The organism is Bradyrhizobium lablabi, from assembly GCF_018129385.1.
In the GTDB taxonomy this organism is placed as follows: Bacteria; Pseudomonadota; Alphaproteobacteria; order Rhizobiales; family Xanthobacteraceae; genus Bradyrhizobium; species Bradyrhizobium lablabi_C.
The window spans coordinates 550,341-574,185 of the sequence record NZ_JAFCLN010000001.1 but is presented as its reverse complement, the minus strand read 5'-3'; the positions used below and the strand labels follow the sequence as shown (position 1 = coordinate 574,185).

Annotated in this window: 24 protein-coding genes; 10 read left to right on the top strand and 14 right to left on the bottom strand. The window is 64.4% G+C overall.

Annotation, left to right across the window (positions count from 1 at the left end):
* Positions 1 to 2 precede the first annotated feature (2 nt).
* From JQ628_RS02640 to JQ628_RS02630, 3 genes are read right to left on the bottom strand one after another with little or no spacing between them, the layout of a single operon-like run.
* Complete coding sequence (locus tag JQ628_RS02640) at positions 3 to 2,876, bottom strand: DUF4159 domain-containing protein (RefSeq protein WP_212219347.1); 2,874 nt, start codon at positions 2,874 to 2,876, stop codon at positions 3 to 5.
* On the bottom strand, positions 2,876 to 3,817 hold the full coding sequence (locus JQ628_RS02635) for a DUF58 domain-containing protein (RefSeq protein WP_212218702.1): 942 nt from the start codon (positions 3,815 to 3,817) through the stop codon (positions 2,876 to 2,878). The genes JQ628_RS02640 and JQ628_RS02635 overlap by 1 nt, the downstream gene beginning before the upstream one ends.
* A complete protein-coding gene (locus JQ628_RS02630) occupies positions 3,817 to 4,812 on the bottom strand; it encodes an AAA family ATPase (RefSeq protein ID WP_212218699.1) in 996 nt (331 codons plus the stop codon). The genes JQ628_RS02635 and JQ628_RS02630 overlap by 1 nt, the downstream gene beginning before the upstream one ends.
* Positions 4,813 to 5,035: 223 nt before the next feature.
* Here JQ628_RS02630 and JQ628_RS02625 point away from each other — a divergent pair, with 223 nt between their 5' ends.
* The 5 genes from JQ628_RS02625 to JQ628_RS02605 are packed head-to-tail and all read left to right on the top strand — an operon-like array spanning position 5,036 to position 8,586.
* Entirely contained in the window at positions 5,036 to 5,644 is a 609-nt protein-coding gene (locus JQ628_RS02625; protein ID WP_212218695.1) for a DUF1285 domain-containing protein, read from the top strand.
* On the top strand, positions 5,641 to 6,312 hold the full coding sequence (locus tag JQ628_RS02620) for a CoA pyrophosphatase (protein WP_212218693.1): 672 nt from the start codon (positions 5,641 to 5,643) through the stop codon (positions 6,310 to 6,312). The genes JQ628_RS02625 and JQ628_RS02620 overlap by 4 nt, the downstream gene beginning before the upstream one ends.
* Positions 6,309 to 6,572 (top strand): DUF6111 family protein, encoded by a 264-nt coding sequence (locus JQ628_RS02615; RefSeq protein ID WP_212218690.1) that lies wholly within the window; start codon positions 6,309 to 6,311, stop codon positions 6,570 to 6,572. Before JQ628_RS02620 ends, JQ628_RS02615 begins: the two co-directional genes overlap by 4 nt.
* Positions 6,569 to 7,822, top strand: a complete 1,254-nt coding sequence (locus JQ628_RS02610) for a CCA tRNA nucleotidyltransferase (RefSeq protein WP_212218687.1) — start codon at positions 6,569 to 6,571, stop codon at positions 7,820 to 7,822. Before JQ628_RS02615 ends, JQ628_RS02610 begins: the two co-directional genes overlap by 4 nt.
* Positions 7,819 to 8,586, top strand: coding sequence for a TSUP family transporter (locus tag JQ628_RS02605; protein ID WP_212218684.1), 768 nt, complete (start codon positions 7,819 to 7,821; stop codon positions 8,584 to 8,586). The genes JQ628_RS02610 and JQ628_RS02605 overlap by 4 nt, the downstream gene beginning before the upstream one ends.
* Positions 8,587 to 8,606: 20 nt before the next feature.
* On the opposite strand, the gene JQ628_RS02600 is transcribed toward JQ628_RS02605, so the two are convergent.
* The 5 genes from JQ628_RS02600 to JQ628_RS02580 all read right to left on the bottom strand — a co-directional run bounded on the left by JQ628_RS02600 (position 8,607) and on the right by JQ628_RS02580 (position 13,590).
* On the bottom strand, positions 8,607 to 9,263 hold the full coding sequence (locus tag JQ628_RS02600; protein WP_249127411.1) for a hypothetical protein: 657 nt from the start codon (positions 9,261 to 9,263) through the stop codon (positions 8,607 to 8,609).
* The gene (locus JQ628_RS02595) at positions 9,260 to 9,757 is read right to left on the bottom strand and encodes a c-type cytochrome (RefSeq protein ID WP_212219341.1); all 498 of its coding nucleotides are present in this window, start codon (positions 9,755 to 9,757) and stop codon (positions 9,260 to 9,262) included. The genes JQ628_RS02600 and JQ628_RS02595 overlap by 4 nt, the downstream gene beginning before the upstream one ends.
* A 133-nt stretch (positions 9,758 to 9,890) precedes the next feature.
* Positions 9,891 to 11,678 (bottom strand): PQQ-dependent dehydrogenase, methanol/ethanol family, encoded by a 1,788-nt coding sequence (locus JQ628_RS02590; RefSeq protein ID WP_212218681.1) that lies wholly within the window; start codon positions 11,676 to 11,678, stop codon positions 9,891 to 9,893.
* A gap of 107 nt (positions 11,679 to 11,785) precedes the next feature.
* Positions 11,786 to 12,139, bottom strand: coding sequence for a copper chaperone PCu(A)C (locus tag JQ628_RS02585; RefSeq protein ID WP_349628009.1), 354 nt, complete (start codon positions 12,137 to 12,139; stop codon positions 11,786 to 11,788).
* A 464-nt stretch (positions 12,140 to 12,603) separates the two neighbouring features.
* A complete protein-coding gene (locus tag JQ628_RS02580) occupies positions 12,604 to 13,590 on the bottom strand; it encodes a Bug family tripartite tricarboxylate transporter substrate binding protein (protein ID WP_212218676.1) in 987 nt (328 codons plus the stop codon).
* Between the two features lie 206 nt (positions 13,591 to 13,796).
* On the opposite strand from JQ628_RS02580, the gene JQ628_RS02575 reads away from it, so the two are divergent.
* Both JQ628_RS02575 and JQ628_RS02570 read left to right on the top strand, forming a co-directional pair.
* Positions 13,797 to 14,555, top strand: coding sequence for an IclR family transcriptional regulator (locus JQ628_RS02575; protein WP_212218673.1), 759 nt, complete (start codon positions 13,797 to 13,799; stop codon positions 14,553 to 14,555).
* 95 nt (positions 14,556 to 14,650) lie between these two features.
* A complete protein-coding gene (locus JQ628_RS02570; RefSeq protein ID WP_212218670.1) occupies positions 14,651 to 16,246 on the top strand; it encodes an FAD-dependent monooxygenase in 1,596 nt (531 codons plus the stop codon).
* 79 nt (positions 16,247 to 16,325) lie between these two features.
* On the opposite strand, the gene JQ628_RS02565 is transcribed toward JQ628_RS02570, so the two are convergent.
* The 6 genes from JQ628_RS02565 to JQ628_RS02540 form a co-directional block, all read right to left on the bottom strand.
* Positions 16,326 to 16,595 carry a YodC family protein gene (locus JQ628_RS02565; protein WP_212218667.1) on the bottom strand — a complete coding sequence of 90 codons (270 nt, stop codon included), beginning with the start codon at positions 16,593 to 16,595 and terminating at the stop codon, positions 16,326 to 16,328.
* Between the two features lie 62 nt (positions 16,596 to 16,657).
* Complete coding sequence (locus JQ628_RS02560) at positions 16,658 to 17,395, bottom strand: HAD family hydrolase (protein WP_212218664.1); 738 nt, start codon at positions 17,393 to 17,395, stop codon at positions 16,658 to 16,660.
* Entirely contained in the window at positions 17,386 to 18,273 is an 888-nt protein-coding gene (gene hemF, locus JQ628_RS02555; protein WP_212218661.1) for an oxygen-dependent coproporphyrinogen oxidase, read from the bottom strand. Before hemF ends, JQ628_RS02560 begins: the two co-directional genes overlap by 10 nt.
* 104 nt (positions 18,274 to 18,377) lie before the next feature.
* On the bottom strand, positions 18,378 to 18,743 hold the full coding sequence (locus JQ628_RS02550) for a 6-pyruvoyl trahydropterin synthase family protein (protein WP_212218658.1): 366 nt from the start codon (positions 18,741 to 18,743) through the stop codon (positions 18,378 to 18,380).
* 19 nt (positions 18,744 to 18,762) lie between these two features.
* Positions 18,763 to 19,395, bottom strand: coding sequence for a 7-carboxy-7-deazaguanine synthase (gene queE / locus JQ628_RS02545; RefSeq protein WP_212218655.1), 633 nt, complete (start codon positions 19,393 to 19,395; stop codon positions 18,763 to 18,765).
* 9 nt (positions 19,396 to 19,404) lie between these two features.
* The gene (locus JQ628_RS02540; protein WP_212218652.1) at positions 19,405 to 19,863 is read right to left on the bottom strand and encodes a tRNA (cytidine(34)-2'-O)-methyltransferase; all 459 of its coding nucleotides are present in this window, start codon (positions 19,861 to 19,863) and stop codon (positions 19,405 to 19,407) included.
* Positions 19,864 to 20,152: 289 nt separating this feature from the next.
* Here JQ628_RS02540 and petA point away from each other — a divergent pair, with 289 nt between their 5' ends.
* From petA to JQ628_RS02525, 3 genes are all read left to right on the top strand, one after another.
* Positions 20,153 to 20,683, top strand: coding sequence for a ubiquinol-cytochrome c reductase iron-sulfur subunit (gene petA, locus JQ628_RS02535; protein WP_212218649.1), 531 nt, complete (start codon positions 20,153 to 20,155; stop codon positions 20,681 to 20,683).
* Between the two features lie 65 nt (positions 20,684 to 20,748).
* Positions 20,749 to 22,821: a cytochrome c1 gene (locus JQ628_RS02530; protein ID WP_212218646.1), complete on the top strand. Its 2,073-nt coding sequence runs from the start codon at positions 20,749 to 20,751 to the stop codon at positions 22,819 to 22,821.
* A gap of 235 nt (positions 22,822 to 23,056) precedes the next feature.
* Positions 23,057 to 23,731 (top strand): dienelactone hydrolase family protein, encoded by a 675-nt coding sequence (locus tag JQ628_RS02525; RefSeq protein ID WP_212218643.1) that lies wholly within the window; start codon positions 23,057 to 23,059, stop codon positions 23,729 to 23,731.
* Positions 23,732 to 23,845 lie beyond the last annotated feature (114 nt).

The window sequence follows — 23,845 nt, the reverse complement described above, 5'->3', positions numbered from 1 at the left end:
CGCTACTGCCCCAGCCGTTCGATCAGCGCCGGCACATGCACCTGGTCGGCCTTGTAGTTGCCGGTCAGCGTGTACATCACGATGTTGACGCCGGCGCGGAAGGCGAATTCGCGCTGGCGCGGCTCGCCGGGCGTCATCGGCAGCATCGGCTGGCCGTCCGGCCGCAGCGCCCACGCGCCGGCCAGATCGTTCGATGTGATGATGATCGGCGAAACGCCGTCGCCGCCATGCGCCGGGCGGGCTTCCGCCTCGTCGTCGTCCTCGCGCGGCAGGGTTTCCACCCAGGTCTGGCCGGTGGTGAAGCGGCCGGGGAAATCGCGCATCAGATAGAAGGTCTTGGTCATGACATGCTCGCGCGGCACCGGCTCGAGCTCGGGCACGTCGAGCGAGGACAGGATGTTGCGCAGCGTCAGCATGCCAGGCGTCTGCGACGCGCCGTTCTCGCCCGGCGGCGCCTCGACGGCGTCGCGGGTGTCGAACAGGACGGTGCCGCCCTGCTTCATATAGGCGTCGATGCGATTGAGCGTGTCCTGCGACGGTTTTGGCGCGCCGGGCACCACCGGCCAGTAGATCAGCGGGAAGAACGCAAGCTCGTCGCGCGAGGGATCGACGCCGACGGGATCGCCGGCTTCCAGCGCGGTGCGCTGCGCGAGGAACAGGGTGAGGCCTGCCATGCCGGCTTTCACGATGGAATCGACGTCGGCATTGCCGGTGACGACGTAAGCAAGCCGCGTCTGCGACACCGAACGCTGCGCGAATTCGTCGTTGGCGGGATTGGCTTGCGTATTTCCTTGCGCATTTCCTTGAGCCGGCGGATTTGCCGGCGCATTGCCTTGCGCGCGAAGGGGCGAGGGCGGGGCCGCAAGCAACGACAGCGCCAATGCGATTGCAAGCGCGGCCGGCGCGCTGCGCCAGCGCCGCACCACCGCGGCAAGTCCCGCGCCGAGCATGGCGACGACGATAGCGTCGATCAGGAACAGCGCCAGCGCCGACGACAGCAGGATGCCGCGCAGGTCGCGCGGTTCGGCGTTGGTGTAGGTGGCGCGGCGGGCGCGCAGGCTGGCGGTATCGAGCGAAGCAACGCGGTCGGCGGCGGCGAGCGTGTTGACGGCGATCGGGCCTTCCGCCGGACCGTACAATCCCGGCGGATGTTCGATCGTCGCGCGGTCGCGATAATCGGCCGACATCGGCTTTGCGGTCGAGGGCGGCGGGCCGAAGGCGCCAAAGCCGTCGAGCGTGCGCAGCGGCGCCACCATCTCTACCTTGGCTTCACCCGCGACGCCCGCGCCCGGCGTTGACGTATAGCCGGACATGTCGACGATCCTCCGCAGCATTTCGACGAAGCTGCCGGACATCGGCAGATCGGACCAGCGCATGTCGGCGCCGACATGGAACAGCGTGACAACGCCCTTGCCGCGTTGCTCGCCCGTCACGAGCGGCGTGCCGTCTTCCAGCGACGCCCAGCTCTTGGTGGAAAGCCCCGCGTCCGGCTCGGCAAGCACCTGCCGGCTGACGGTGATGTCCTTTGGCACGGTAAGTCCCGCGAACGGGCCGTCGGCAGAGAACGATGCCATATGCTGCGGCTTTTCCCAGGTCAGGCTGCCGCCGAGGATGCGCCCGCCGCGGCGCAATCGCACCGGCACCAGATCGTCATCGGCCTGTGCGAGACGCGGACCGGCAAAGCGCACCAGCACGCCGCCTTGCGCGATCCAGGCATTGAGGCGCTCGCGGATTTCCGGAGAGAGCGTGCCGACATCGGCCGCCACGATCATCGGCAGTTTCTGGTCGAGGAATTGCGCAATCACCTGCTGCGGCGCGCCGCGGTCGCCGAGCCTGACGTCGGCGAACGGCGACAGCGCGCGGGTGAGATAGAAGGTCGAGGCCAGCAGCGGCTGCGCGGTGTCGCTGGTCGCGCCCGAAACTACGCCGATGGCGCGGCGGCGCCAGCGCTTGTCGAGCAGTTGCACCGCGCCGGCCGAACGCTCGCCGGCGATCTCCAGCCGCGCGATGTCGTTGCGCAGTTCAACTGGAAGGTCGAACGCCGCCTCGGTCTCGCGATCCTGCGCCCCGAAGGCATAGCGTGCTTCGCCGATCGGCGATCCCTTGGCATCGACAGCGCGCACGATGCCCGCGGCAACGCCGCTGGTCGGGCGCAGCACCTTGACCGTCATCTTCGCGGCGGCGTTCTCGGCGGCGGCGAGCGCCAGCGGCGCGGGGGTGCCGCCTTCGAACACGGTCAGCGTGCGTTCGCCGATCGTCTTGGTCAGGCCTTCGAGAAATTCCGTGCCGCGCCCGGTATCGACGCCGTCGGTCAGCCAGGCGATCTCGCAATCGCCGGTGGCTTTCAGGAAGCGGTCGATCGCCGGCAGCGTCTCGACCCGTTCGACGGAATAGGGTTTGGGCGAGATCTGCCGCAGCGCGACGCGCGCAGTGCCGCCGGTCATCAGCGTGATGTCGCGCGCCGGCTCGGACAGCGCGACCAGCGCGACGCCGCGGCGATCGTTGTCGGCCTTCGCGATCAGTTCATCCGCCGCCTTGATGCGGGCTTCCCAGCTCGAGGCTGCGCTCCAGCCGTCGTCAAGCAGGATCACCAGCGGCCCGCTGCTGCCGGCAGCGCCGACTTGCGGATTCCAGATCGGGCCGGCGGCAGCCAGGATCACCAGCGCGGCCGCGGTCAGCCGCAGCAGCGTCAGCCACCACGGCGTGCGCGAGGGTGTCTCTTCCTTGGGCGCGATGTCGAACAGCAGTTTGGTCGGCGGGAACTCGATGCGGCGCGGACGCGGCGGCATCACGCGCAGCAGCCACCACAACACGGGAAGGCTGAGCAGGCCTGCCAGCAAAAACGGTTCGGCAAAGGAGAGCGGCAGGCCTGCAATCATGCGCTTCGCCCCGCTTTCACGGTCGAGCGGCCGCCGGCCTTGCTCACCATCATGCCCGAATGCAGGAACAACAGCAGCTCGGCGGCGGAGCGGCTGGTGGTGTGGGTCGAGAACAGCCAGTCGAGCCTGTTGGTCTCGGCGCGGATTTCATCGCGATGCAGCGCGACGCGCGCGACATAATCATTGGCCCAGCTCTCGGCGCGGCCCGCCGTGATGAGCTCGCCGCCCTCGGGTTCCACGAACTCGACGCGGCCGGCATAGGGAAATGTTTCTTCCGCGGGATCGACGATCTGGACCAGCGTGCCATGCGCGCCGGAACTGGAGAGCCCGGCGAGCATCTTCCTGATCTCTGGCATCGGCGACCAGAAGTCGGACAGCACGACGATTTCCGCCAGCGCCGACGGCACGAAGGACGGCGGCAGGCTGAGGCGCGCCGCATCGTCATGCAGCATCGCCTGCGCCATCTTGTCGATGACGTTGCGGCTTGAGCTCGGATTCATCAGTCCGGGAATGCCGACGCGCTCGCCGCCGGAGACCAGCAGCTCGGCCAGCGCGAACGCGACGATCAGGCCGCGCTCCAGCTTGCTGTCGCGCGCGCCCTTGGAGGCAAAGGCCATCGAGGGCGAACGGTCCGGCCAGATCCAGATGGTGTGGGCGGCTTCCCATTCCTGTTCGCGGACATAGAGATGGTCGTCGCGCGCCGAGCGCCGCCAGTCGACGTTTTGCGCCGGCTCGCCGGAGACGAAGCGGCGATATTGCCAAAAGCTTTCGCCGGCCCCGGCGCGGCGGCGTCCGTGCAGGCCGTGGATGACGTTGGCGGCGATGCGGCGAGCTTCAAGCACGAGTCGGGGCAGCGATGCGGCGAGCGTTCGGCTTTCGCCATCGGCACGTCGGACTGCTGTGATCTCCCCCTTGGTATGCCTGGTCTCTGCGGCCATCAACCAATCCGCGTCTTCAATTGCCTGATCACGTCGGGAATGGTGCGGCCTTCGGCGCGGGCCGAGAAGGTCAGCGCCATGCGGTGTTTCAGCACGGGCTCGGCAAGATCGAGCACGTCGTCGATCGAGGGCGCCAGCCGTCCGTCGAGCAGCGCGCGGGCGCGCACCGCCAGCATCAACGCCTGGCTGGCACGCGGGCCGGGGCCCCAGGCGATCAGCTTGTCGCCTTCGCCTTCGGAACTCGGACGCGCGGCGCGCACCAGCGACAGGATCGCTTCCACCACGGAGTCACCGACCGGCAAACGACGCACCAGCCGCTGCGCCGAGATCAGCGTCTCGGCATCCATCGATGCTTTCGCGAGCGTCTCTTCGGCGCCGGTGGTTTCGAACAGGATGCGCCGCTCGGCGTCGCGATCGGGATAGTCGACGTCGATCTCCATCAGGAAGCGGTCGAGCTGTGCTTCCGGCAGGGGATAGGTGCCTTCCTGCTCCAGCGGGTTTTGCGTCGCCAGCACGTGGAAGGGTTTTGGCAAGTCGTGGCGCGCGCCCGCAACGGTGATGTGCTGCTCCTGCATGGCTTGCAGCAGCGCCGACTGCGTGCGCGGGCTGGCGCGGTTGATCTCGTCCGCCATCAAAAGCTGGGCGAACACGGGACCAGCGATAAAGCGGAACGAGCGCCTGCCGGAATTGCTTTCGTCCAGCACCTCGGCGCCCAGAATGTCGGAAGGCATCAGGTCGGGCGTGAACTGGATGCGCTTGGCATCCAGCCCCAGCGTGATGCCGAGCGTTTCGACAAGCTTGGTCTTCGCAAGACCGGGAACTCCGATCAGCAGCGCATGGCCGCCGGACAGGATCGTCACCAGGGTGTTTTCGATCACCCGGTCCTGACCGAAGATGACGGTCGAGATCGCCTCCTTGGCGGCGCGGATTTGCCCCGAAACCTGCTCAGCCGAACGGACGATGACGTCCTCCAGCTTTTCGACACTTTCAGCCATTCCGGACTCCTTGCCTTCGCCGTCCTGCCATCGATCCCATGCTAAACCTATGCGAAGGCCTTGCATTTGTTGAATGAAACTATCCCCACATTATCGGTATTTCGGGGTATTAACGGCATCACGAAGTAGCGAGATTTGGTTCCGCATACGTCTAATGCGCAACTTGTAATGCGTTCGTGCACCATTCGTGCCAATTCCGCGTCAAGAAACCTCAGGGCAAACCATGGCGAACCAAGGGCAGAGCGGCACAAACCTTGAAGCGCTGACCGTCGCTGCGCGGGAAGCTGCGAACAAAACCCCTGCCGGAAAGGGGCTGCCTCCGGTGCACCTGTGGAATCCGCCGTTCTGCGGCGACCTCGACATGCGAATCGCCAATGATGGTACGTGGTTCTACATGGGAACGCCAATCGGAAGGCCGGCCCTGGTGCGATTGTTCTCGACCATCCTCAAGCGCGAGGGCGGCAAGCATTTTCTGGTGACGCCGGTGGAGAAGGTCGGCATCCGCGTCGACGATGCGCCGTTCATGGCCGTAGAAATGCGGGAGGAGAGCGACGAGCGCGGCCGGCTGCTTTGCTTTCGCACCAATGTCGACGACTGGGTGGCATGCGAGGAAGGCCATGGCCTGCGCTTCGAGACGGCTCCCGACGGCGGCATCACGCCCTATCTTCATGTCCGCGCCGACCTGTGGGCCAAAGTGACGCGTGCGCTCTATTACGATCTTGTTGACATCGGCGAGGAGCGGATGGTCGATGGCCGGGAAATGTTCGGGATCGAATCCGGCGGCGAGTTCTTTGCGATGGCCGGTGCGGAGCAGGTGAGGAACGCGCTTTGAACGAGCAGGTGCGCAAGGCGAGGCCCGCTGCCGTCGGCGCGTCCGAGTTCTTCGACCGGTCGCGCGCGCGGCTTTCCTTTGACGTGCCGCCCGGCCTCGTCGATCCCAACATCATTCCGCGCACCGGCGATCCCGGCAACGACCGCATGCTCGAGATCATCGCGCACGAGCAGCCGGTGCGCCCCGCCGCGGTGTTGATCCCGATCGTCGATCGCCCCGAGCCGACCGTGCTGCTGACGCAGCGCTCGCCGAATCTGAGCAGCCATGCCGGACAGATCTCCTTTCCCGGCGGCAAGATCGACGCGACCGATGCTTCGCCGCTCGATGCCGCGTTGCGCGAGGCCGAGGAGGAAGTCGGCCTCAATCGCGGATTCGTCGAGCCGATCGGCTATCTCGATCTCTACGGCACCGCCTTCGGCTTTCGCATCCTGCCGACGGTGGCGAAGGTCAAGCCGGGCTTTGCGCTCACGATCAACGAATCCGAAGTGGTCGATGCCTTCGAGGTGCCGCTGGCCTTCCTGATGAATCCGGAAAACCACCAGATCCACAGCAAGGAATTCCGCGGCATGGAGCGCTCCTATTACGCGATGCCGTTTGCCGAGCGTTACATCTGGGGCGCCACCGCCGGAATTTTGCGCGTGCTGTACGAGCGGATCTATCTCGCATGATCCGTCCGGTCCTGACCGAAATCGGAATTTTTCTTATCCCGTTTGCGGTCTATGCATTGTTTCTGATTGCCACCCGCTCCGGCGTATTCGCGCAATCCTCCTGGCCGCTGCATCTGGTCGCAAAGCTCGCACTCGGCTCGCTGCTTCTGGTGGTGCTCAGCTTCATCCTGCTCGCGCATTTTTCCGGCGCGCCGCCGGGTTCGACCTACGTCCCCGCCCACATCGAGGACGGCAAGCTGGTGCCTGGACAGGAAAAATGACGGAAGCGCGCGTGCTAGCCGATGCGCCATGGCTGACCTCAGGTCCGGCAACGCGCGTGCTCGCTCTGTTGAACGGAGATGGCGAGGAGGCGCGCGTGGTCGGCGGCGCCGTCCGCAATGCGCTGCTGAAACTCCCCGTGGTCGACGTCGACATCGCGACCACGGCACTGCCGGAAGAGGTGACCCGCCGCGCGCAAGCGGCCGGCATCAAGAGCGTGCCGACCGGCATCGAGCACGGCACGGTGACGCTGGTGGTCGACAAGCAGCCGTTCGAGGTCACGACGCTGCGCGAGGACACCGAGACGTTCGGCCGCAAGGCAAAGGTCGCCTTCGGCCGCGACTGGGTGCGCGATGCCGAGCGTCGCGATTTCACCATCAATGGCCTTTCGGTCGATGCCGAAGGCGTCGTGCACGATTATGTCGGCGGGCTTGCCGATATCGAGGCGCGGCGCGTGCGTTTCATCGGCAATGCGGACGAACGCATCGCCGAGGATTATCTGCGCATCCTGCGCTTCTTCCGAATCCACGCGACGTACGGCGCGGGCGAGCCGGACCGCGCCGGATATCTCGCCTGCATAGCCGGCCGCGCCGGCCTTGCCACGCTCTCGGCCGAGCGCGTGCGGATGGAGATGCTGAAACTGATGGCCGCCGACGGCGCGGTCGCGAGCGCCGTTGCAATGGCCGATGGCGGCCTGTTAGGTGCGATTTTCGGCGGCGTCGCCTATACCGGCCCGTTCGCCGCGATGATCAAGCTGGAACGTTTGCTTGGGCTTTCGCCGGACCCGATCCGCCGGCTCGGCGCACTCGGCGTGGCCGTGACCGAGGATGCACGGCGCATCGCGCAGCGGCTGCGCCTTACCAATGCCGAAACCAAGGCGCTCGACTCGATCGGCCATCGCTGGTGGCGCCTCGCCGACATGGACGAGGCGACCGCGAAGCGGCGGCTCTACCGGCTCGGCGAAGAGGCCTATCGCAACCGCCTGCTGCTGGCCTGGGCACGGGCAGGGGGCGCGGACACGCCGGACTGGCGGCAATCGGCCACGCTGCCGCAGCGCTGGAGCGCGCCAAAATTTCCGCTCAAGGCGGCCGATTTCATTTCCCGCGGCATCGCCGAAGGCCCGGCGCTCGGCCATGTCCTTACATTGGCCGAGGACGCCTGGCTTGCCGCGGATTTTCCGCTCGATGAGGCCGCGCTGAATAACGTCGCGGACCAGACCGTGTCCCGCTTCACCCGCGATCACCGGCTGTGACCATCCTTTCCGGCTTCGCCGACATCTCGCTGCTTCAGCTTCTGCTCGTCGCCGTCGTCGCGTTGTTTGCATCGGTGGTGGGCGGCCTTGCCGGCTACGGCACCGGCGCGCTGATGCCGCTGGTGCTGGTGCCCTTGATCGGCGCCGAGCCAGTGGTGCCGATCATCGCGATCTCCTCGATCTTCACCAATCTCAGCCGCTTTGCAGCCTTCATCCGCTATGCCGACCGCCGCCGTGCGCTGATCGTGATCGCGTCTGCCTGTCTCACGACCGCGCTCGGCGCTTACGGATACACGCGATTGACCAGCGCGGGCGCGGCGCTGGTGATCGGGACCATGCTGATCCTGAGCGTGCCGCTACGTCGGACCTTGAAGCGTCACGACGTCAAGATCGGCGATGGCGGCCTTGCCGCAGGCTCTGTCGGCTACGGCGTCGTGGTCGGCGGCACCTCGGGATCGGGCGTGATCCTGCTGTCGCTGTTGATGGCGGCCGGCCTCGAAGGCGCGGCGGTGATCGCGACCGATGCGGTGATCTCGGTCGCAACCTCCATCATCAAGATTTCGGTGTTTGGCGTGGCGGGCGTCATCACCGCCCAGGTTCTCGCCTTCGCCGTGTTGATCGGCGCAATCGCGCTGCCCGGCGCGTTCCTCGCAAAAGCTTTCGTCGAGCGCATGCCGGTGCACATCCACACCGCGATCCTCGATGCTGTGGTGATCGCGGGCGGCGCGGTGATGATCTTTGCGGCGGCGCGGAGTCTGCTCTAACGGAAATGCAACAACCCGCATCACTGCGGGTTGTTGGCGCGCATGATGCGGATTCGCGTTTCGTCGACAAAGTTTCGGCTGTCCTGATCCGCCCGGCGGAACAGGTTGCGTTCGACGACGAGCGAACGGCCGCTGATCGTCTTGGTGCAGTGTTCCCGGAGATAGACGCCTCCCACCGGCTGGTCTCCCGCGCCGGGCTGGCCCTCGGTGCATGCCCAGCCGTCGGGGCCGTAGCGCGATTTGGCCTGTAGCCCGAGGAGAAACGCCTTCTTCCTGATATAGAGACGCGCCTTCGGATCGGTCTCGATCTGCAAGCCGCCAACCTGGCCGGAATCGTCGATCAGCAAGGTCAGGATCGCCGGATGACCGGCCACCATGGTGCCATCCCGGCTGGTCGAGGGATCGTAGCCAAACCGGATCGCCCGTGCCCCGCTAGCGCCGGCAGGGCAGTCCCGCCAGTTCTTCCAGCCCGCCAATGTGCGCTTCGGATCGGCCACGCAGTAGAAGTCGACGTAACCCTCATCCGCCAGTTCAGTCGCGGCCATACCGACGCGAATGTTGCGCAGATCATTGCCGCCGAATTCCTCAGCCCGTGCCGGAGAGCTCGCCGGCGCGATCGCCTGCCAGGCGATCAGGCTGGCGGCGAGAATTTCGGACAACTTCAATCCGCGCATCATTGACGATTCCCCATGCTGGCGGTCGCATCATCCGGCTTCGTCGCCGGCGTCTTGTAGATGTCGCATACCCGCGACGTGCTCGAGAAGAAGGTGACGCATTCGGCGTAGGTCGGCTCGCCCGCTCCCTTGATGTGGGCGATCACGTAATCGGCGACGGCTTCGATATCCTTCTGCCGTAGAAACGTCCCACCCTCGGGCGGCATCTGCGCTCCCGCGTCCTGGCGGTTCATGTCGTGGCATTTCACTTCATCGTAGGCGCCGCGCATGAAGAACGGCATGCCCGTGCCCGGCCGCCCGCAGCCGACGGTCTCGACGATCTGATCCCGCGTCAGCTCGGTCTTGCGCAGCGACAGCGCATCGCCGCCATAGCCTCCGCCGCCATTGCCGTGCCATTTGTGGCAGCCCAGGCAATTGGCCTTGGCGAACACTGCCTTGCCAGCATTGCTCGGATCCGAAGCCGGCGCCTGCGCTGACTGACCGTAAGCGGCGGGCATCGAAACGTTGAGGGCGACGACGCTCGCAAGCAGCGCGCTCACCGTTGCCGGGAAACCGTTGAAGATCATCATTACGTCTCTTGTCGAGGAAGCGGGAAGGGCCCGCACGTGGCGGGCCCTCCTTTTTGCGATGTCAGAGCGCGAACACGTAGAGCATCGATCCCGGCTGAATCTTCTTCAGCTCGGGCGTCGAATCGATGAACCACTTGTCCCAGGCGCCGCCGAGGCCGACCAGAATGGCGACGTACTGCTTGCCATCGACCGTAAAGGTCATCGGCGGTGCGTTGACGCCGCCGCCGGTGTTGAACTCCCACAGTTTCTGCAACGACTTGGCGTCAAGCGCATGCACTTCGCCGGACGGCTGACCGGTGAAGACGAGGTCGGGAGTGGCTAACATGCCGCCCAGATTGGGGAACGGCGTTTCCATTTTTTGCGCGATCTTGCCGGTCGTCACATCGATCGCCGTCACGCTGCCGGTGATCCGGAACGGCTGGCTGGGGCCGCCGCCGGTCCAGAACTCGCGCGGCTTCAGCTTGTCCGGCGTCATCACCTCAACCTTGATACGGTTGCAGCTTTCGATGACCGGGATGTACCAGAGCTTCAGCTCCGGATTGTAGGCCGTCGGCGGCCAGTTCTTGCCGCCCATGTTGCCGGGGCAGATGTCGGTTTCCAGGTTGGTGCGGCTTGGCGTCACCGACGCGATGTAGGTCTGCACGGGCTTGTTCGGGTCATACTCGATCGGCTTGCCGCTCTCCGGATCGAGCCCCTTGGTCCATGTGACTTTCTTGACGAACGGCAGGCCCCAGACGAATTTGCCGGTGGTGCGATCGATCGCATAGGCAAAGCCGTTGCGGTCCGCTTCGAGCGCGAGCTTCCTCGGACCGCTGGGTCCGGGAATATCGACCAGCACGTTTTCTGCGACGCTGTCATAGTCGTAAGGGTCGTTCGGCGTGTGCTGATAGTGCCACTTGATCTTGCCGGTCGTGGCGTCAAGGGCGAGCGAGCTGTCGGTGTAGAGGTTATCGCCTGGCCGGTAGGCATTATCCCAGTCCGGTCCCGGATTGCCGATACCCCAGATGATGGTGTCGGTCGCGGGATCGTAGGTGCCGGTCACCCAGGTCGAACCGCCACCGGCGGCAGCCGCGTTGTCGCTGTCCTTCCAGGTCTCGCTGCCGGGCTCGCCCTTGCCCGGGATGGTGTAAGTGCGCCAGACCTCCTTTTGGGTCGAAAGGTCGGTGGCGGCGATCCAGCCGCGGATGCCGTACTCCGCCCCGGCCACGCCCGTGATCGCCATGTTCTTGACGATCAGCGGCGCGCCGGTGATCACCTCGCCCTTGTCCGGATTGGCCACCGTGCGCTGCCAGGCAACCTGGCCGGTTTCCTTGTTGGTGGCGATCAGCCGGCCATCGAGCGTGTGCGAAACAACGAGATCGCCCCACAATGCGACGCCGCGGTTGTCGACGCCGCAGCACGCCACGGCACCGGCCCAGTCACGGTCCGTCTTGGGATCCATCTTCCAGACCAGCACGCCGCGGCCGCCATGCGCGTCGATCTTGTAGACCGAACCCCATCCATCGGTGACGTAGAGGAAGCCGTTCTCGGCAATCGGCGTGCCCTCCAGCCCGCCATGACTCCATATCCCGCCCGGCTCGATGCCGCCGAGGTGCATGGTCCAGGCGACCTTGAGGTTCTTCACGTTGTCCTTGTTGATCTCTTTCAGCGTGGAGAACCGGTGCGCTGAATAATTCTGATGATGATGAAGCCAGTTGCCCGGCTCCTTTTCGACGTTGAGCAGCCGCTCCTGGCTGACCTGGTCCGCAGCGGAAGCCGGCAATGCAGCCATCATGCCTCCGGCAGCAATCGCAACGGCGAGCAGCGGCGCCCGCGTGAAGGTGCTCGAGTGACCCGAGAATTTCCTCATGATTAGTAACCTCCCCTATGGCAGTTCATGCTCGATCGAGCGTCCGGCACATCCGGGCGTTCTGCTGAGAAGTTTTGTTCAGCGAACCCTCCGGTTCGCCGTCGCAATCAGGGCGTTCGTGTAACCTGCACCTCCGTTTCCTTGGTTCCGGCTTTCTGGAAAACGACGGCGCATGTGAACTTCTCGCCGTCGGTGAGCTTCTGCCGCGTCTGTAGCAGCATCACGTGATATCCATCGTGCTTGAGCTCGATCGTCTTGTTTTCCGGGATCGGAATGGACTTGATCTCGCGCATGGCGGGCGCGCCTTCGCCGCGGTCGACCGCGTGTTTGACGGCGAAATTCGCGAACCCGCAGCGGACGCGCAGCAAGGCGTCGGCCTCAGCCGCATCGTTCCTGATTGTCATCACAAGCGGAAGATCGGTGCCAATCTGGTCGGACGCCGGCACCCGCGCGTTTGTCACTTGCAACGCGTCGCCTGCCACAGCAAAGGCGGGCGTCAGCCAAAGTCCGGCAGCAACCATTCCGAATACTGGAAATCCCGATCTGCCGGACAATGCACTCCGGCCGTCGCGATCGAAACGCGCCCCATGAGCGGGCGATGTCGCCATCGCGGTCATCGGCTACGTCCCGGCCGAAGCGTAATCCTTCAAGTGAACAGTCAGTCGAGCGTCACAAGCGAGAGATGACCGGACAAAACATTTCGGCTTGCTCATTGGCACGCCTCCCACGATCGCTTTTTCTTACTTCTTAAGTCGCAAGCTACGCTCCCAAATTAAGGCGGCCAAAGGGCGCTGCGTGGTTCCAGCAACCAGCGCGCGCTTGCTGCATTTCAAATTGCGTCTACACGCTGCTCGCCGAACAGCGCGCGACGACTCTCGAAGACTCCGGATCGCTCAAGGCCGGACGCGGGCGGACTTCGCTCAGGCTATTCCGCCGTGATCTGCGCGTCCTTGACCACCTTGGCCCAGCGCGGGCGATCCTTGGCGATCAGGTCGGCCAGGCGTTGCGGCGGGCCGCCTTGCGCGATCAGGCCCTGCTTGTCGAGCAGCGCGCGAACGCTCGGTTCGGACAGGATCTCGTTGAAGGTCGCGTTGTAGCGGTCGACTATTTCCTTCGAGGTATTGGCCGGAGCAAGCACGCCGTACCACAGATCGACGTCGAAATCGGTGACGCCGAGTTCAGCCAGCGTCGGCACATTCGGTGCCTGCGGCGCCCGTTTCTGGCTGCCGACGGCGAGGATGCGGATTTGTCCGGCTTCCGCGAGCGGAAGCGCGGTATGGACCGGCAGGAACATGGCCGAGACGTGCCCGCCGGCGAGATCCTTCACGGCGCCGGCAGAGCCCGAATAGGGAATGTGGGTCAGGTTGACCTGCGCCGTGAGCTTGAACAGTTCCATCGCCAGATGTTGCGGCGTGCCGCGGCCGGGAGACGCGTAGTTGATGACACCCGGCTTGCTGCGGGCGAGCGCGATCAATTCGGTGCCCGTGTTGACGTTGAGCGAAGGATGCACGACGAGTGCGAGCGCGCCTGTTGCGATCTCCGCGATCGGCACGAAGTCCTTCTCCGGATCGTAGGGGATGTTCGGGTAAAGGCTCGCATTCATCACGAACGTATTGACGGTCACCAGGAGGTTCTGACCGTCCGGCGCCGCGCGCGCCGCGAACTGCGTGCCGATGTTGCCGCTCGCGCCGGGCTTGTTCTCGACGATGACAGGGTGATTCCAGCGCTGCCGCAGTTCCTCGCTGAGGATGCGCGCGAGCAGGTCGGGCCCGGTGCCCGGCGAGAAGGGAACGTTGAGCCGGATCGGTTGCTGCGCCTGCCCATGGGCGAGGCGCGGGATCACGGGCACGACCGCCATGGCCAGGATTCCCAACGCCGTGCGGCGCGTGCAGCTTGCGGAATCGATCGCCACGGTATCCTCCCATATTCGCCCGCGGGCAGGGCCGGCTCGCGGGTCTATCTAGCAAAATCTCTTAATGTGAGATTATGATGTATTATGCGCCGATCGCCCGCCAGTGCAAGGTTGATTCTGTCGCATTCGAGCAGGTTCCGCCGGAAGCAGCGGCGAGGTGGGCTGTAGCGGCATTTGGAGCAACGTCTGACCATGCGGCCTGAGGCATGAAGCCGAAGAACAGTCTGGAACGGGTGCTCGCGGTCCTCGAAGTCTTCTCCGAGGAGCGGCTGGAATGGACATCGGAGGATTTGATGCGCGAGCTCGGCTACAGCCGGCCGACGCTCTACCGCTATCTGAAGATCCTGAAGGACGCGGGCTTTCTGATGTCGACCCGCAACTCCGGCGTCACGCTGGGTCCGAAGGTCGTCGAGCTGGACTATCTGACGCGCCGATCCGATCCGCTCGTGCTGCGCGGCGGTCCATACCTGAAAGAGCTGACGGCAGCCCGTTCCTGCACCGCCATGATCCTGCGCTGGTACGGCAACAGGATTCTGTGCGTTGCGTCTGAATCCTCTACCAAAAACCCGATCAGCTCCTATCCGCGCGGAAGGCCGATGCCGCTCGGCCGTGGCGCGATCGCGCGCTCGATCCTAGCGCTGTTGCCGCGGCCCCGGCTGATGCCGCTGATCGAAACCAATCTCGCCGACCTCAGCTCGGTCGGCCTTGGTGAGACCGCCGATGATGTCCTCAAAAGCCTGCGGAGGGTCCGCAAGGCCGGCTATTGCGTCGCCTATGGCGAGGTCACGCCCGGCGCCGTCGGTATCGCCGCGCCTGTCGTCGACGACCGCGATTATCCGATCGCCAGCGTCTGCGTCACCATTGCCGGCAACCTCGTGACGGGCGCGCAGATCGATCAGATCGGCGCCGAGGTCCGGCGCGTGGCGTCGCAGATTTCGGGCGATCAAGCGCAGCAAAGTACGTGAGGCGAAATCTTATATTATGAGATTATGCTTGACTTGAGGCCGCCTCTGCCCTCATTTCCGCCGGTCCATTCCGCCGCCAGTCGCAAGAAGCCGAGATGACCCCGCCAGCCACGTCAGCCACGCAAGTCGTCATTGTCGGAGGCGGGCCGGTCGGTCTTGGCCTTGCGATCGAGCTCGGCCAGCGCGGCATCAGGTGCGTTCTGGTCGAGCGCTATACGAGTCCGCAGCCGATTCCGAAGGGTCAGAACCTGACCCAGCGCACCCTCGAGCACTTTTACTTCTGGGGCGCGGAGAAGGAGCTGCGCGCCGCGCGGACGATTCCGCCCGATTACGGCATCGGTGGCATGACGTCCTACGGCACGCTGTTGAGCGGCTACCGGTACGATTGGCTACAGCGCGAGCTGGTGCGGCCCTATTACTTCACTGACAACGAACGGCTGCCGCAATATGCCACCGAGGCGGTGCTGCGGCATCGCCTCAGCCAGTTGCCTGATGTCGAGACCGTCTATGGCTGGAGCGCGTCCGCCATTGCGCAGGACGCGAAAGGCGTTCAGGTGACGATTGCCGAGCGCAACGGTGACGGTCGCCGCACCTTGCATGCGGACTACGTCGTCGGTTGTGACGGCAGCCGCTCGCTGGTGCGCGATGCCGCCGGCATCACGCAGACCCTGACCGACCACGACCGGTTGATGGTGCTGCTGGTGTTCCGCTCGACCGGCCTGCACAGACTGCTCGAGCGCTATCCCAACAAGTCATTCTACAATGTGCTGCATCCCGACCTGAAGGGCTACTGGAAGTTCTTTGGCCGCGTCGATCTCGGCACCACCTGGTTCTTCCATGCGCCGGTGCCGCTCGGCACCACCAGGGACAATTTCGATTTCCGCGGCCTTCTGCATTCGGCAGTCGGCGAGGAGTTCGACGTCGAGTTCGAGCACATCGGCTTCTGGGACCTGCGCGTCGCAATCGCCGATCAATATCGCATCGGCCGCGTCTTCATCGCCGGCGATGCCGCACACAGCCATCCGCCCTATGGCGGCTACGGCATCAACACCGGCCTGGAGGATGCCGCCAATCTCGGCTGGAAGCTCGCGGCCGTGCTGCAAGGCTGGGCCGGCGCAGATATTCTCGATTCCTACGGCGAGGAACGTCGTCCGGTATTCGCATCGACCGCGCGCGATTTCATCGAAAAGGCGATCGAGAGCGACCGGGCGTTTTTGGCGAAGTTCGATCCCGAGACCGACAAGGATGGATTCGAAGCCGAATGGCAGGCGCGTTCCTCAGGCGCGCGTTCGGAAGTCAATTCGTTCGAGCCGAACTACGAAGGCTCTTCGATCGTCGCAGGCCCGCCTGGCGCGACCTGTAGCGCGATCGGGTCGCATCAATTCGCAGCGCGCGCCGGACATCACCTGGCGCCACGCGGGCTCGCATCAGGCCGCAACGTGTTCGAGGAACTGGGCGAAGGATTTACGCTGCTCGATCTCGGCGCGCCGGAGGTTGCTGTATCCGGGATCAGGCGCGCCGCAGAGGCCGCGGGAGTGCCGCTCAAGCTGATCAGGGATGACAGCGCGGAAGCCGGAAAATTCTACGGGACGGCGCTGGTTCTGGTCCGGCCGGATCAGTTTGTCGCCTGGACGTCTGACGGCGATGTGACAGACGCCGACGGCGTGATTCGCCGCGTGGCTGGCGGTTAGCCCATACGGCGTACGCCAACGCCGCGCGCTCTGGAACGGCGATGCTGCCTCACAATCGGGCAGCATCGCCAGGAACGGATCAGGCCCGCTTCTTCTTCTTGGGCTCTTCGTCCTCGTCCTCTTCGTCGTCGTCTTCCGACTCGTCCTCGTCCTCGTCTTCCGACTCATCCTCTTCTTCGTCGTCCTCGATTTCGACGGGTTCCAGCGCGGCAAGCGGCAGCGTTTCGCGGAACAGATCGCCTTCGACGCCCATCCACAGGCACAAGACGCTGTCCTCGTTCACTTCCGCTACCGTCAGCGGTTGGCCGCCTGATTTCAGCACGACGACGTCGCCCGGTTTCAATTCCATGACTTGTTCCTTCCGAATCTGGTCAGTGAGAATTCGGAACGTACCGGCTTGTCATGACAGGATCACGGCAGGGTGTCCGTCAGCAGCTCGCTAAGCGATCGAATAATGCGGTCGGGCTTGACTGTGGATTGCGGGGGCAAGCCCTCGCCGTGCACATCCATCCAGATCGAATAGATGCCGAGCCGCTGGGGCGCGGCGATTTCCCACTCGAGATTATCGCCCACCATCCATGTATCCGGCGCGCTGACGCCGAGCGTCTCCATGGCGTGCAGATAGGCGCGCTCTTCCGGTTTGCCAAAACCGTGCTCGCCCTCGATCTGGATGTGGTCGAAGCGGTGCGCCAGCGCAAAACGTTCGACCTTGGCGCGCTGGGTTTCCGCTGCGCCGTTGGTCACCAGGGCCAGCTTGACGCCGCGCGCTTTCAATTCGTCGATCGCATCATGCGCACCGGGGAAGACGAACATCTCTTCCTCGCGATAGGCGGTGAAGCGGTCGGCGATGCGGATCGCCAGTTCTTCCGGCAGCCGCACATGACCGGCTGTGGCGAGCGCGTCAAAACCGCCCTTTACCGTCAGGCGTCGCGCCTCTTCGAGCTTCAGCCGCCACACCGGCTCGGCCGTCGACCAGAATTTTCGCGCAAAGATCAGGACGGCGGCGGCAACCTGTTGCGGCGGCAATGGCTTGAGTTCATCGGCGAACTCGCCGGCGATATGGTTCCACGCGATCTCGGGGCGGCCATAGGCCGACAGGATGGTGTCGTCCATGTCGATCAGCATGGCGCGGGGCAGCTTTACGGCCATTTCACCTCCGGCGGCATGGAGGAAAGGATGGAATCGACGTTGCCGCCGGTCTTCAGCCCGAAGATGGTGCCGCGGTCATACAGCAGGTTGAACTCGACATAGCGTCCGCGGCGGATCAACTGCTCCTCGCGGTCGGCCTCGTTCCAGGGCGTGTTGAAATTGCGCCGCACCAGCTCCGGATAGATTTTCAGGAACGCGCGGCCGACGTCCTGGGTGAAGGCGAGGTCGGCGTCCCAGTCGCCGCTGTCGTGCCAGTCGTAGAAGATGCCGCCGATGCCGCGCGCCTCCTTGCGATGCGGCAGGAAAAAATATTCGTCGCACCACTTCTTGTACTTGTCATAATCGGCAACGCCGTTGCCGCCGCCGCACGCCTGCTTCATCGCGGCATGAAACGCGATCGTGTCGGCGTCTTCCTGCGTGCGCCGGCGATCAAGCACCGGCGTCAGATCCGCGCCGCCGCCGAACCAGGCTTTTGTGGTGACGACAAAGCGCGTGTTCATGTGCACCGCTGGCACGTGCGGATTCTTCAGATGCGCGATCAGCGAGATGCCGGAAGCCCAGAAGCGCGGATCGTCGGCCGCGCCGGGAATCTGGGCGCGGAATTCGGGGGCGAATTCGCCATGCACGGTCGAGCAGTGCACGCCGACCTTTTCGAACAGCCGCCCGCGCATCATCGCCATCACCCCGCCGCCGCCCTTGGCGCCGGTATGGTCGGTACGCTCCCACGGCGTGCGCACGAAGCGGCCGGCGTCGCCCGCATAGAGCGGGGAGGGCGCCTCGTCCTCCAGTCTTTCGAACGCCGTGCAGATGTCGTTGCGGAGCGCTTCGAACCACATACGCGCGCGCTGCTTGCGTTGCTCGATCAGGGATATGTCCATTACGCCCTCAAATTTAGCCGCCGTCATTGCGAGAAGCGGAGCGACGAAGCAATCCAGAGTCCCGCCCGCCGCTCTGGATTGCTTCGCTTCGCTCGCAATGACGTTTACCCCTGCGGCCCGAAATAGGTGCAGCTCTCGTTGCAACTGTCGCGGTGCACGCTGACGCGGGTGATTTGCCCGGCGTGCTGTAGTTTCTCGAAAATGAAACGCGACAGGTTTTCCAGCGTCGGCGGGCCAAGCGCTTCCACGCGGTTGAGCAGCTTGTGGTCCAGCGTCTTGTGCACATCGGCCATGCTGCGCTCGAGCAGGCCGAGATCGAGCACCATGCCGGTGTCGGGATCCGGCGTGCCGCGGATACTCACCTCGGCGCGGAACGAGTGGCCATGGATTTCCTCGCTCGCCGCACCTAACGTCGTCCCCGGCAGCGCATGCGCCGCTTCGAACCGGAACGATTTCGTCAATTCCCACATCTGTCCAAGTATCCAGTCTCTATCTGATGCCGAGCGTCTTGTGCGTCTGAAGGCTGAGCCGCCATTGCGGATGCTGTAGGCAATAATCCACTGCGCGCGCGGTATTTTCGGCAACATCCGGGCCGTCCATCGGCTGTAGCGAAAATCGCTCGAAGTCGAGGCCGGCAAAGGTTTCAGGCGCCGCATTAGCCTGCGGGTAGACCAGTTTCAACTCGTGCCCGCGCCGCACCACCAGCTCCGCGCCGCCCTTCGGGCTGACGCAGATCCAGTCGAGGCCGCCGGGCGGGGTGAGGGTGCCGTTGGTTTCGATGCCGACTTCGAAGCCGCGCGCATGCAGCGCCTCGATCAGCGCGCTGTCCACCTGAAGCAGCGGCTCGCCTCCGGTCAGCACCACATAACGGTTGGCATTTCCGCTTGTCCATTGCGCGGCGACGGTGTCGGCGAGTTCGTCCGCGGTCGCAAAACGGCCGCCCAAGGTGCCGTCGGTGCCGACGAAATCGGTGTCGCAGAACTGACATGTCGCGCTCGCGCGGTCCTGCTCGCGCCCGCTCCAGAGGTTGCAGCCGGCGAAGCGGCAAAACACCGCTGCACGCCCGGCATGGGCGCCTTCGCCCTGTAGGGTGAGAAAAATCTCTTTTACCGCGTAGCTCACCGCTTCTCCTTAAGGGGGCGCATCGCGGGTCTGCCGCAGCGCCTCACCCAGTGCCATGGCGGCCGCCATCGCCACGTTGAGCGAGCGCAGGCCCGGTTTTATGGGAATGACCACCCGGGCATCGGCTGCCGCCACGACCTCGTCCGTCACGCCGGCGGATTCGCGCCCGAACAGCAGGATATCGGCCGCCTTATAGCGGTAATCAAGGTAGGAATCCGCTCCTTTGGTCGAGAACAGGATCAGCCGGTGACCCTTCGCGCGGCGCCATTGTTCGAATTTGGACCAGGAGTCATGGCGGCTCAGACTGACCTGATCAAGATAGTCCATCCCGGCCCTCCGAAACGTCCGGTCCGAGGTCGCAAAACCCGCCGGCTCGATAATGTGGGCGGCCACGTCAAGGCAGGCGCACAGGCGCAGAATCGTACCCGTGTTCTGCGGAATGTCCGGCTGGAACAGCGCAATCTGCATGGGTATGACAGGCCCTTGAAATCCGCATGAACGCGTTGAAAAAATCACGCTCTGCCGCAGAATTAGTGCATTGCACGCTTGCGAGCGGATAGCGGGCTTGCGCTCTTCCGGCAAGGGTGCCAATAGAACGATTCTGGATTGGCTGTTCCCCCCGAAACCGGGGCGGAAAAGCGGTCATTCTGCCGCCGCGGGGGTCGCGGGCGCCGGCAGCCACCTCGGGATACGTTGGGCGTTCGTATGGGCGTTCCCGGGGAGGTCCACCGGTGCAGCTTGGAAAGGGTTTTGGATCGTGACGACAGCGTCTTCGGCGGATCATCCGACACGCCGTGATTTCCTTTTTGTTGCAACCGGAGCCGTGGCCGCCGTTGGCGCAGTGGCCACCGCTTGGCCGTTCATCTCGCAGATGAACCCGGATGCCGCGACGATCGCAGCCGGCGCGCCGATCGAGGTCGACCTCACCCCGATCGCCGAGGGACAGGACATCAAGGTGTTCTGGCGCGGCAAGCCGATCTACATCATGAACCGCACCAAGAAGCAGGTCGAGGAGGCCCAGAAGGTGCCGCTGTCGAGCCTGCCCGATCCGCAGACCGACCAGCAGCGTACCAAGGCCGGCCATGAGCAGTGGCTCGTGGTAGTCGGCATCTGCACCCATCTCGGCTGTATCCCGATCGCGCATGAGGGCCAGTACGACGGCTTCTTCTGCCCTTGCCACGGCTCGGTCTACGACACCTCCGGCCGCATCCGTCAGGGTCCGGCGCCGGCCAACCTCGCCGTGCCGCCCTACGCATTTCTTTCCGACACCAAAATCCAGATCGGCTGAGGCCTCGGACATCCGTCCGAGACCTTTAACCCGTCGCGTCGTCTACCTTCCTCAGGATCGCATCAATGAGCGGACCATCCGATTTCCAGCCGACCAATCCCGCCTTGAAGTGGATCGAACGGCGCCTCCCGATTATGGGTCTCGTCCATTCCTCGTTCGTGGCCTATCCGACGCCGCGTAACCTGAACTACTGGTGGACCTTCGGCGCCATCCTCTCGTTCATGCTGGCGATGCAAATCGCCACCGGCGTGATCCTCGCCATGCACTACACCCCGCATGCCGATCTCGCCTTCAAGTCCGTCGAGCTGATCGTCCGCGACGTGAATTTCGGCTGGCTGCTGCGCAACATGCACGCCTGCGGCGCCTCGATGTTCTTCTTCGCCGTCTACGTCCACATGTTCCGCGGCCTCTATTACGGGTCGTACAAGGAGCCGCGCGAAGTGCTCTGGATCCTCGGCGTGATCATCTACCTCTTGATGATGGCGACCGGCTTCATGGGCTACGTGCTGCCGTGGGGCCAGATGAGCTTCTGGGGCGCCACCGTCATCACCAACCTGTTCTCCGCCATTCCCTATGTCGGCGAGAGCATCGTGACCTTGCTCTGGGGCGGTTATGCGGTCGGCAATCCCACGCTGAACCGCTTCTTCTCGCTGCACTACCTGCTGCCGTTCGTGATCGCCGGCGTGGTCGTGCTGCACGTCTGGGCGCTGCATGTCGCGGGCCAGAACAATCCGGCCGGCGTCGAGATGAAGACCGAGAAGGACTCGGTGCCGTTCACGCCGCATGCGACCATCAAGGACATGTTCGGCGTGTCCGTGTTCCTGCTGCTCTACGCCTGGTTCATCTTCTACATGCCGAACTATCTCGGCGACGCCGAGAACTACGTTCCGGCCAATCCCGGCGTGACGCCCGCCCACATCGTGCCGGAATGGTACTACCTGCCGTTCTACGCGATCCTGCGTTCGATCCCGAACAAGCTCGCGGGCGTGGTCGCGATGTTCGGTGCGATCATCATCCTGGCGTTCCTGCCCTGGCTCGACAGCGCCAGGACCAAGTCCTCGAAGTACCGCCCGCTGGCCAAGCAGTTCTTCTGGATCTTCGTGGTGGTCTGCATCGGCCTCGGCTATCTCGGCGCGCAACCGCCGGAAGGCATCTATGTGATCGTCGGCCGCATCCTCACGGTGATGTACTTTGCCTACTTCCTGGTCGTGCTGCCGCTGCTGGCGCGGATCGAAAAGCCGCGTCCGCTGCCGAACTCGATCGCCGACGACGTGCTGGCCAAGACCGGCAGCAAGACCGCGCCGATGGTGTCCACCGTGATCGCGCTGATGATCGCCGGCGGCCTGTTCGTCGGCAGCGCGCAAAATGTGTCGGCCGCAGAAGGCCAGCAGAAACCGCCCGCGAACAAGTGGTCGTTCTCCGGCCCTTTCGGCAAATTTGACCGCGGTGCCTTGCAACGCGGTCTGAAGGTCTACAAAGAAGTCTGCTCGGCCTGCCATGGCCTGTCCTTTGTCGCGTTCCGCAACCTCGCCGACCCCGGCGGTCCCGGTTACTCGACCGCGCAGGCGGCGGCCTTTGCTTCCGAGTACAAGATCAAGGATGGCCCGAACGATCAGGGCGAGATGTTCGAGCGGCCGGGCCGGCCGGCGGACTATTTCCCCTCGCCGTTCCCGAACGAGCAGGCGGCCCGCGCGGCCAATGGCGGCGCTGCGCCGCCGGACCTGTCGCTGATCACCAAGGCGCGCACCTACGGTCGCGGTTTCCCGACGTTCATCTTCGACTTCTTCACCCAGTACCAGGAGCAGGGCCCGGACTATCTCGTGGCGCTGCTACAGGGTTATGAGGACAAGCCGCCGGCCGGCTTCAACCTGCCGGCGGGCTCCTTCTACAACACCTATTTCCCCGGCCATGCCATCAAGATGCCGAAGCCGCTCAGTGACGGCCAGGTGACCTTCGATGACGGCTCGCCGGCCACCGTCGCGCAATACGCCAAGGACGTCACCACCTTCCTGATGTGGGCCGCCGAGCCGCATATGGAGGCCCGCAAGCGCCTCGGCCTACAGGTGTTCGTGTTCCTGATCCTGCTGGCGGGCCTGCTCTACTTCACCAAGAAGAAGGTCTGGGCCACCGCGCACTGAGCTTCATTCAGGTGACATGAATGCGTAAAAAGCCCCTGCGGGGGCTTTTTTTGTTGCGCTCGCAAAGTACGCCGTCATTCCGGGATGGTCCGAAGGACCAGACCCGGAATCTCGAGATTCCGGGTTCGATGCTTCGCATCGCCCCGGAATGACGATGCGTGAGATTGCATCCATCCCCTCCAGCCGCCAAAATGGCCGCAAGCATCACGGCCAGAAAACACCTCGCGGAGGAACCATGGGTACCCACATCACCTTCAAGCGTCCGGACGGCAAGGAAACCGCCGGCTATCTCGCCAATGCCGCGCGCGGCAACGCGCCGGGCGTGGTGGTGGTGCAGGAATGGTGGGGCCTGTCCGACAACATCAAGGGCCTGTGCGACCGCTTTGCGGTAGCGGGTTTTGATGCGCTGGCGCCCGATCTCTACAAGGGCAAGGTGGTGCCCTATCACGACACCGATGCGGCCAACAGCGAGATGAACTCGCTCGATTTCATGGACGCCACCACGCAGAACGTTCGCGGCGCCGCGCAGTATCTCGCGCGCAACGGCGGCAAGGTGGGCCTCACCGGCTTCTGCCTCGGCGGCGCCGTGACCATCATCGGCGCCACCAAAATTCCGGAGCTTGCAGCCGGCGTCGTGTTCTACGGCATTCCGCCGGAGCAGGCTGCAAAACCCGCGGACGTGAAGATCCCGCTACAGGCGCATTTCGCCAACAAGGACGACTGGTGCACGCCGGAACTGGTCGACGGTTTTGAGAAGGCGATGAAATCAGCCGGAAAATCGCTCGAACTGTTCCGCTATGACGCCGAGCACGCCTTCGTGAACGAGCAGCGCGTCGCCGTGCACGACCGCGCCGCTGCCGAGCTGGCGTGGGGCAGGGCGACCGAGTTTTTCAAGAAGCATCTTGGGTAAAGCGATCTCATCTCAACCGTCGTCCCTGCCAAGGGGCGCAATTGCGCTCCCGGTGCAGGGACCCATACTCCGCGGCGGTTCTAGTGAGATCGACTGAGAGATACCTGCGCAAGC

What these genes read in the sequence shown, in the direction of transcription:
- JQ628_RS02530 (WP_212218646.1), top strand. Translation starts at nt 20,749, where the DNA reads ATGAGCGGACCATCCGATTTCCAGCCGACCAATCCCGCCTTGAAGTGG.
- JQ628_RS02630 (WP_212218699.1), bottom strand. Translation starts at nt 4,812, where the DNA reads ATGGCTGAAAGTGTCGAAAAGCTGGAGGACGTCATCGTCCGTTCGGCT.
- JQ628_RS02625 (WP_212218695.1), top strand. Translation starts at nt 5,036, where the DNA reads ATGGCGAACCAAGGGCAGAGCGGCACAAACCTTGAAGCGCTGACCGTC.
- JQ628_RS02565 (WP_212218667.1), bottom strand. Translation starts at nt 16,595, where the DNA reads ATGGAATTGAAACCGGGCGACGTCGTCGTGCTGAAATCAGGCGGCCAA.
- JQ628_RS02635 (WP_212218702.1), bottom strand. Translation starts at nt 3,817, where the DNA reads ATGGCCGCAGAGACCAGGCATACCAAGGGGGAGATCACAGCAGTCCGA.
- JQ628_RS02590 (WP_212218681.1), bottom strand. Translation starts at nt 11,678, where the DNA reads ATGAGGAAATTCTCGGGTCACTCGAGCACCTTCACGCGGGCGCCGCTG.
- JQ628_RS02570 (WP_212218670.1), top strand. Translation starts at nt 14,651, where the DNA reads ATGACCCCGCCAGCCACGTCAGCCACGCAAGTCGTCATTGTCGGAGGC.
- JQ628_RS02540 (WP_212218652.1), bottom strand. Translation starts at nt 19,863, where the DNA reads ATGCAGATTGCGCTGTTCCAGCCGGACATTCCGCAGAACACGGGTACG.
- JQ628_RS02595 (WP_212219341.1), bottom strand. Translation starts at nt 9,757, where the DNA reads ATGCCCGCCGCTTACGGTCAGTCAGCGCAGGCGCCGGCTTCGGATCCG.
- JQ628_RS02600 (WP_249127411.1), bottom strand. Translation starts at nt 9,263, where the DNA reads ATGATGCGCGGATTGAAGTTGTCCGAAATTCTCGCCGCCAGCCTGATC.
- JQ628_RS02575 (WP_212218673.1), top strand. Translation starts at nt 13,797, where the DNA reads ATGAAGCCGAAGAACAGTCTGGAACGGGTGCTCGCGGTCCTCGAAGTC.
- JQ628_RS02615 (WP_212218690.1), top strand. Translation starts at nt 6,309, where the DNA reads ATGATCCGTCCGGTCCTGACCGAAATCGGAATTTTTCTTATCCCGTTT.
- JQ628_RS02610 (WP_212218687.1), top strand. Translation starts at nt 6,569, where the DNA reads ATGACGGAAGCGCGCGTGCTAGCCGATGCGCCATGGCTGACCTCAGGT.
- JQ628_RS02560 (WP_212218664.1), bottom strand. Translation starts at nt 17,395, where the DNA reads ATGGCCGTAAAGCTGCCCCGCGCCATGCTGATCGACATGGACGACACC.
- JQ628_RS02550 (WP_212218658.1), bottom strand. Translation starts at nt 18,743, where the DNA reads ATGTGGGAATTGACGAAATCGTTCCGGTTCGAAGCGGCGCATGCGCTG.
- JQ628_RS02525 (WP_212218643.1), top strand. Translation starts at nt 23,057, where the DNA reads ATGGGTACCCACATCACCTTCAAGCGTCCGGACGGCAAGGAAACCGCC.
- hemF (WP_212218661.1), bottom strand. Translation starts at nt 18,273, where the DNA reads ATGGACATATCCCTGATCGAGCAACGCAAGCAGCGCGCGCGTATGTGG.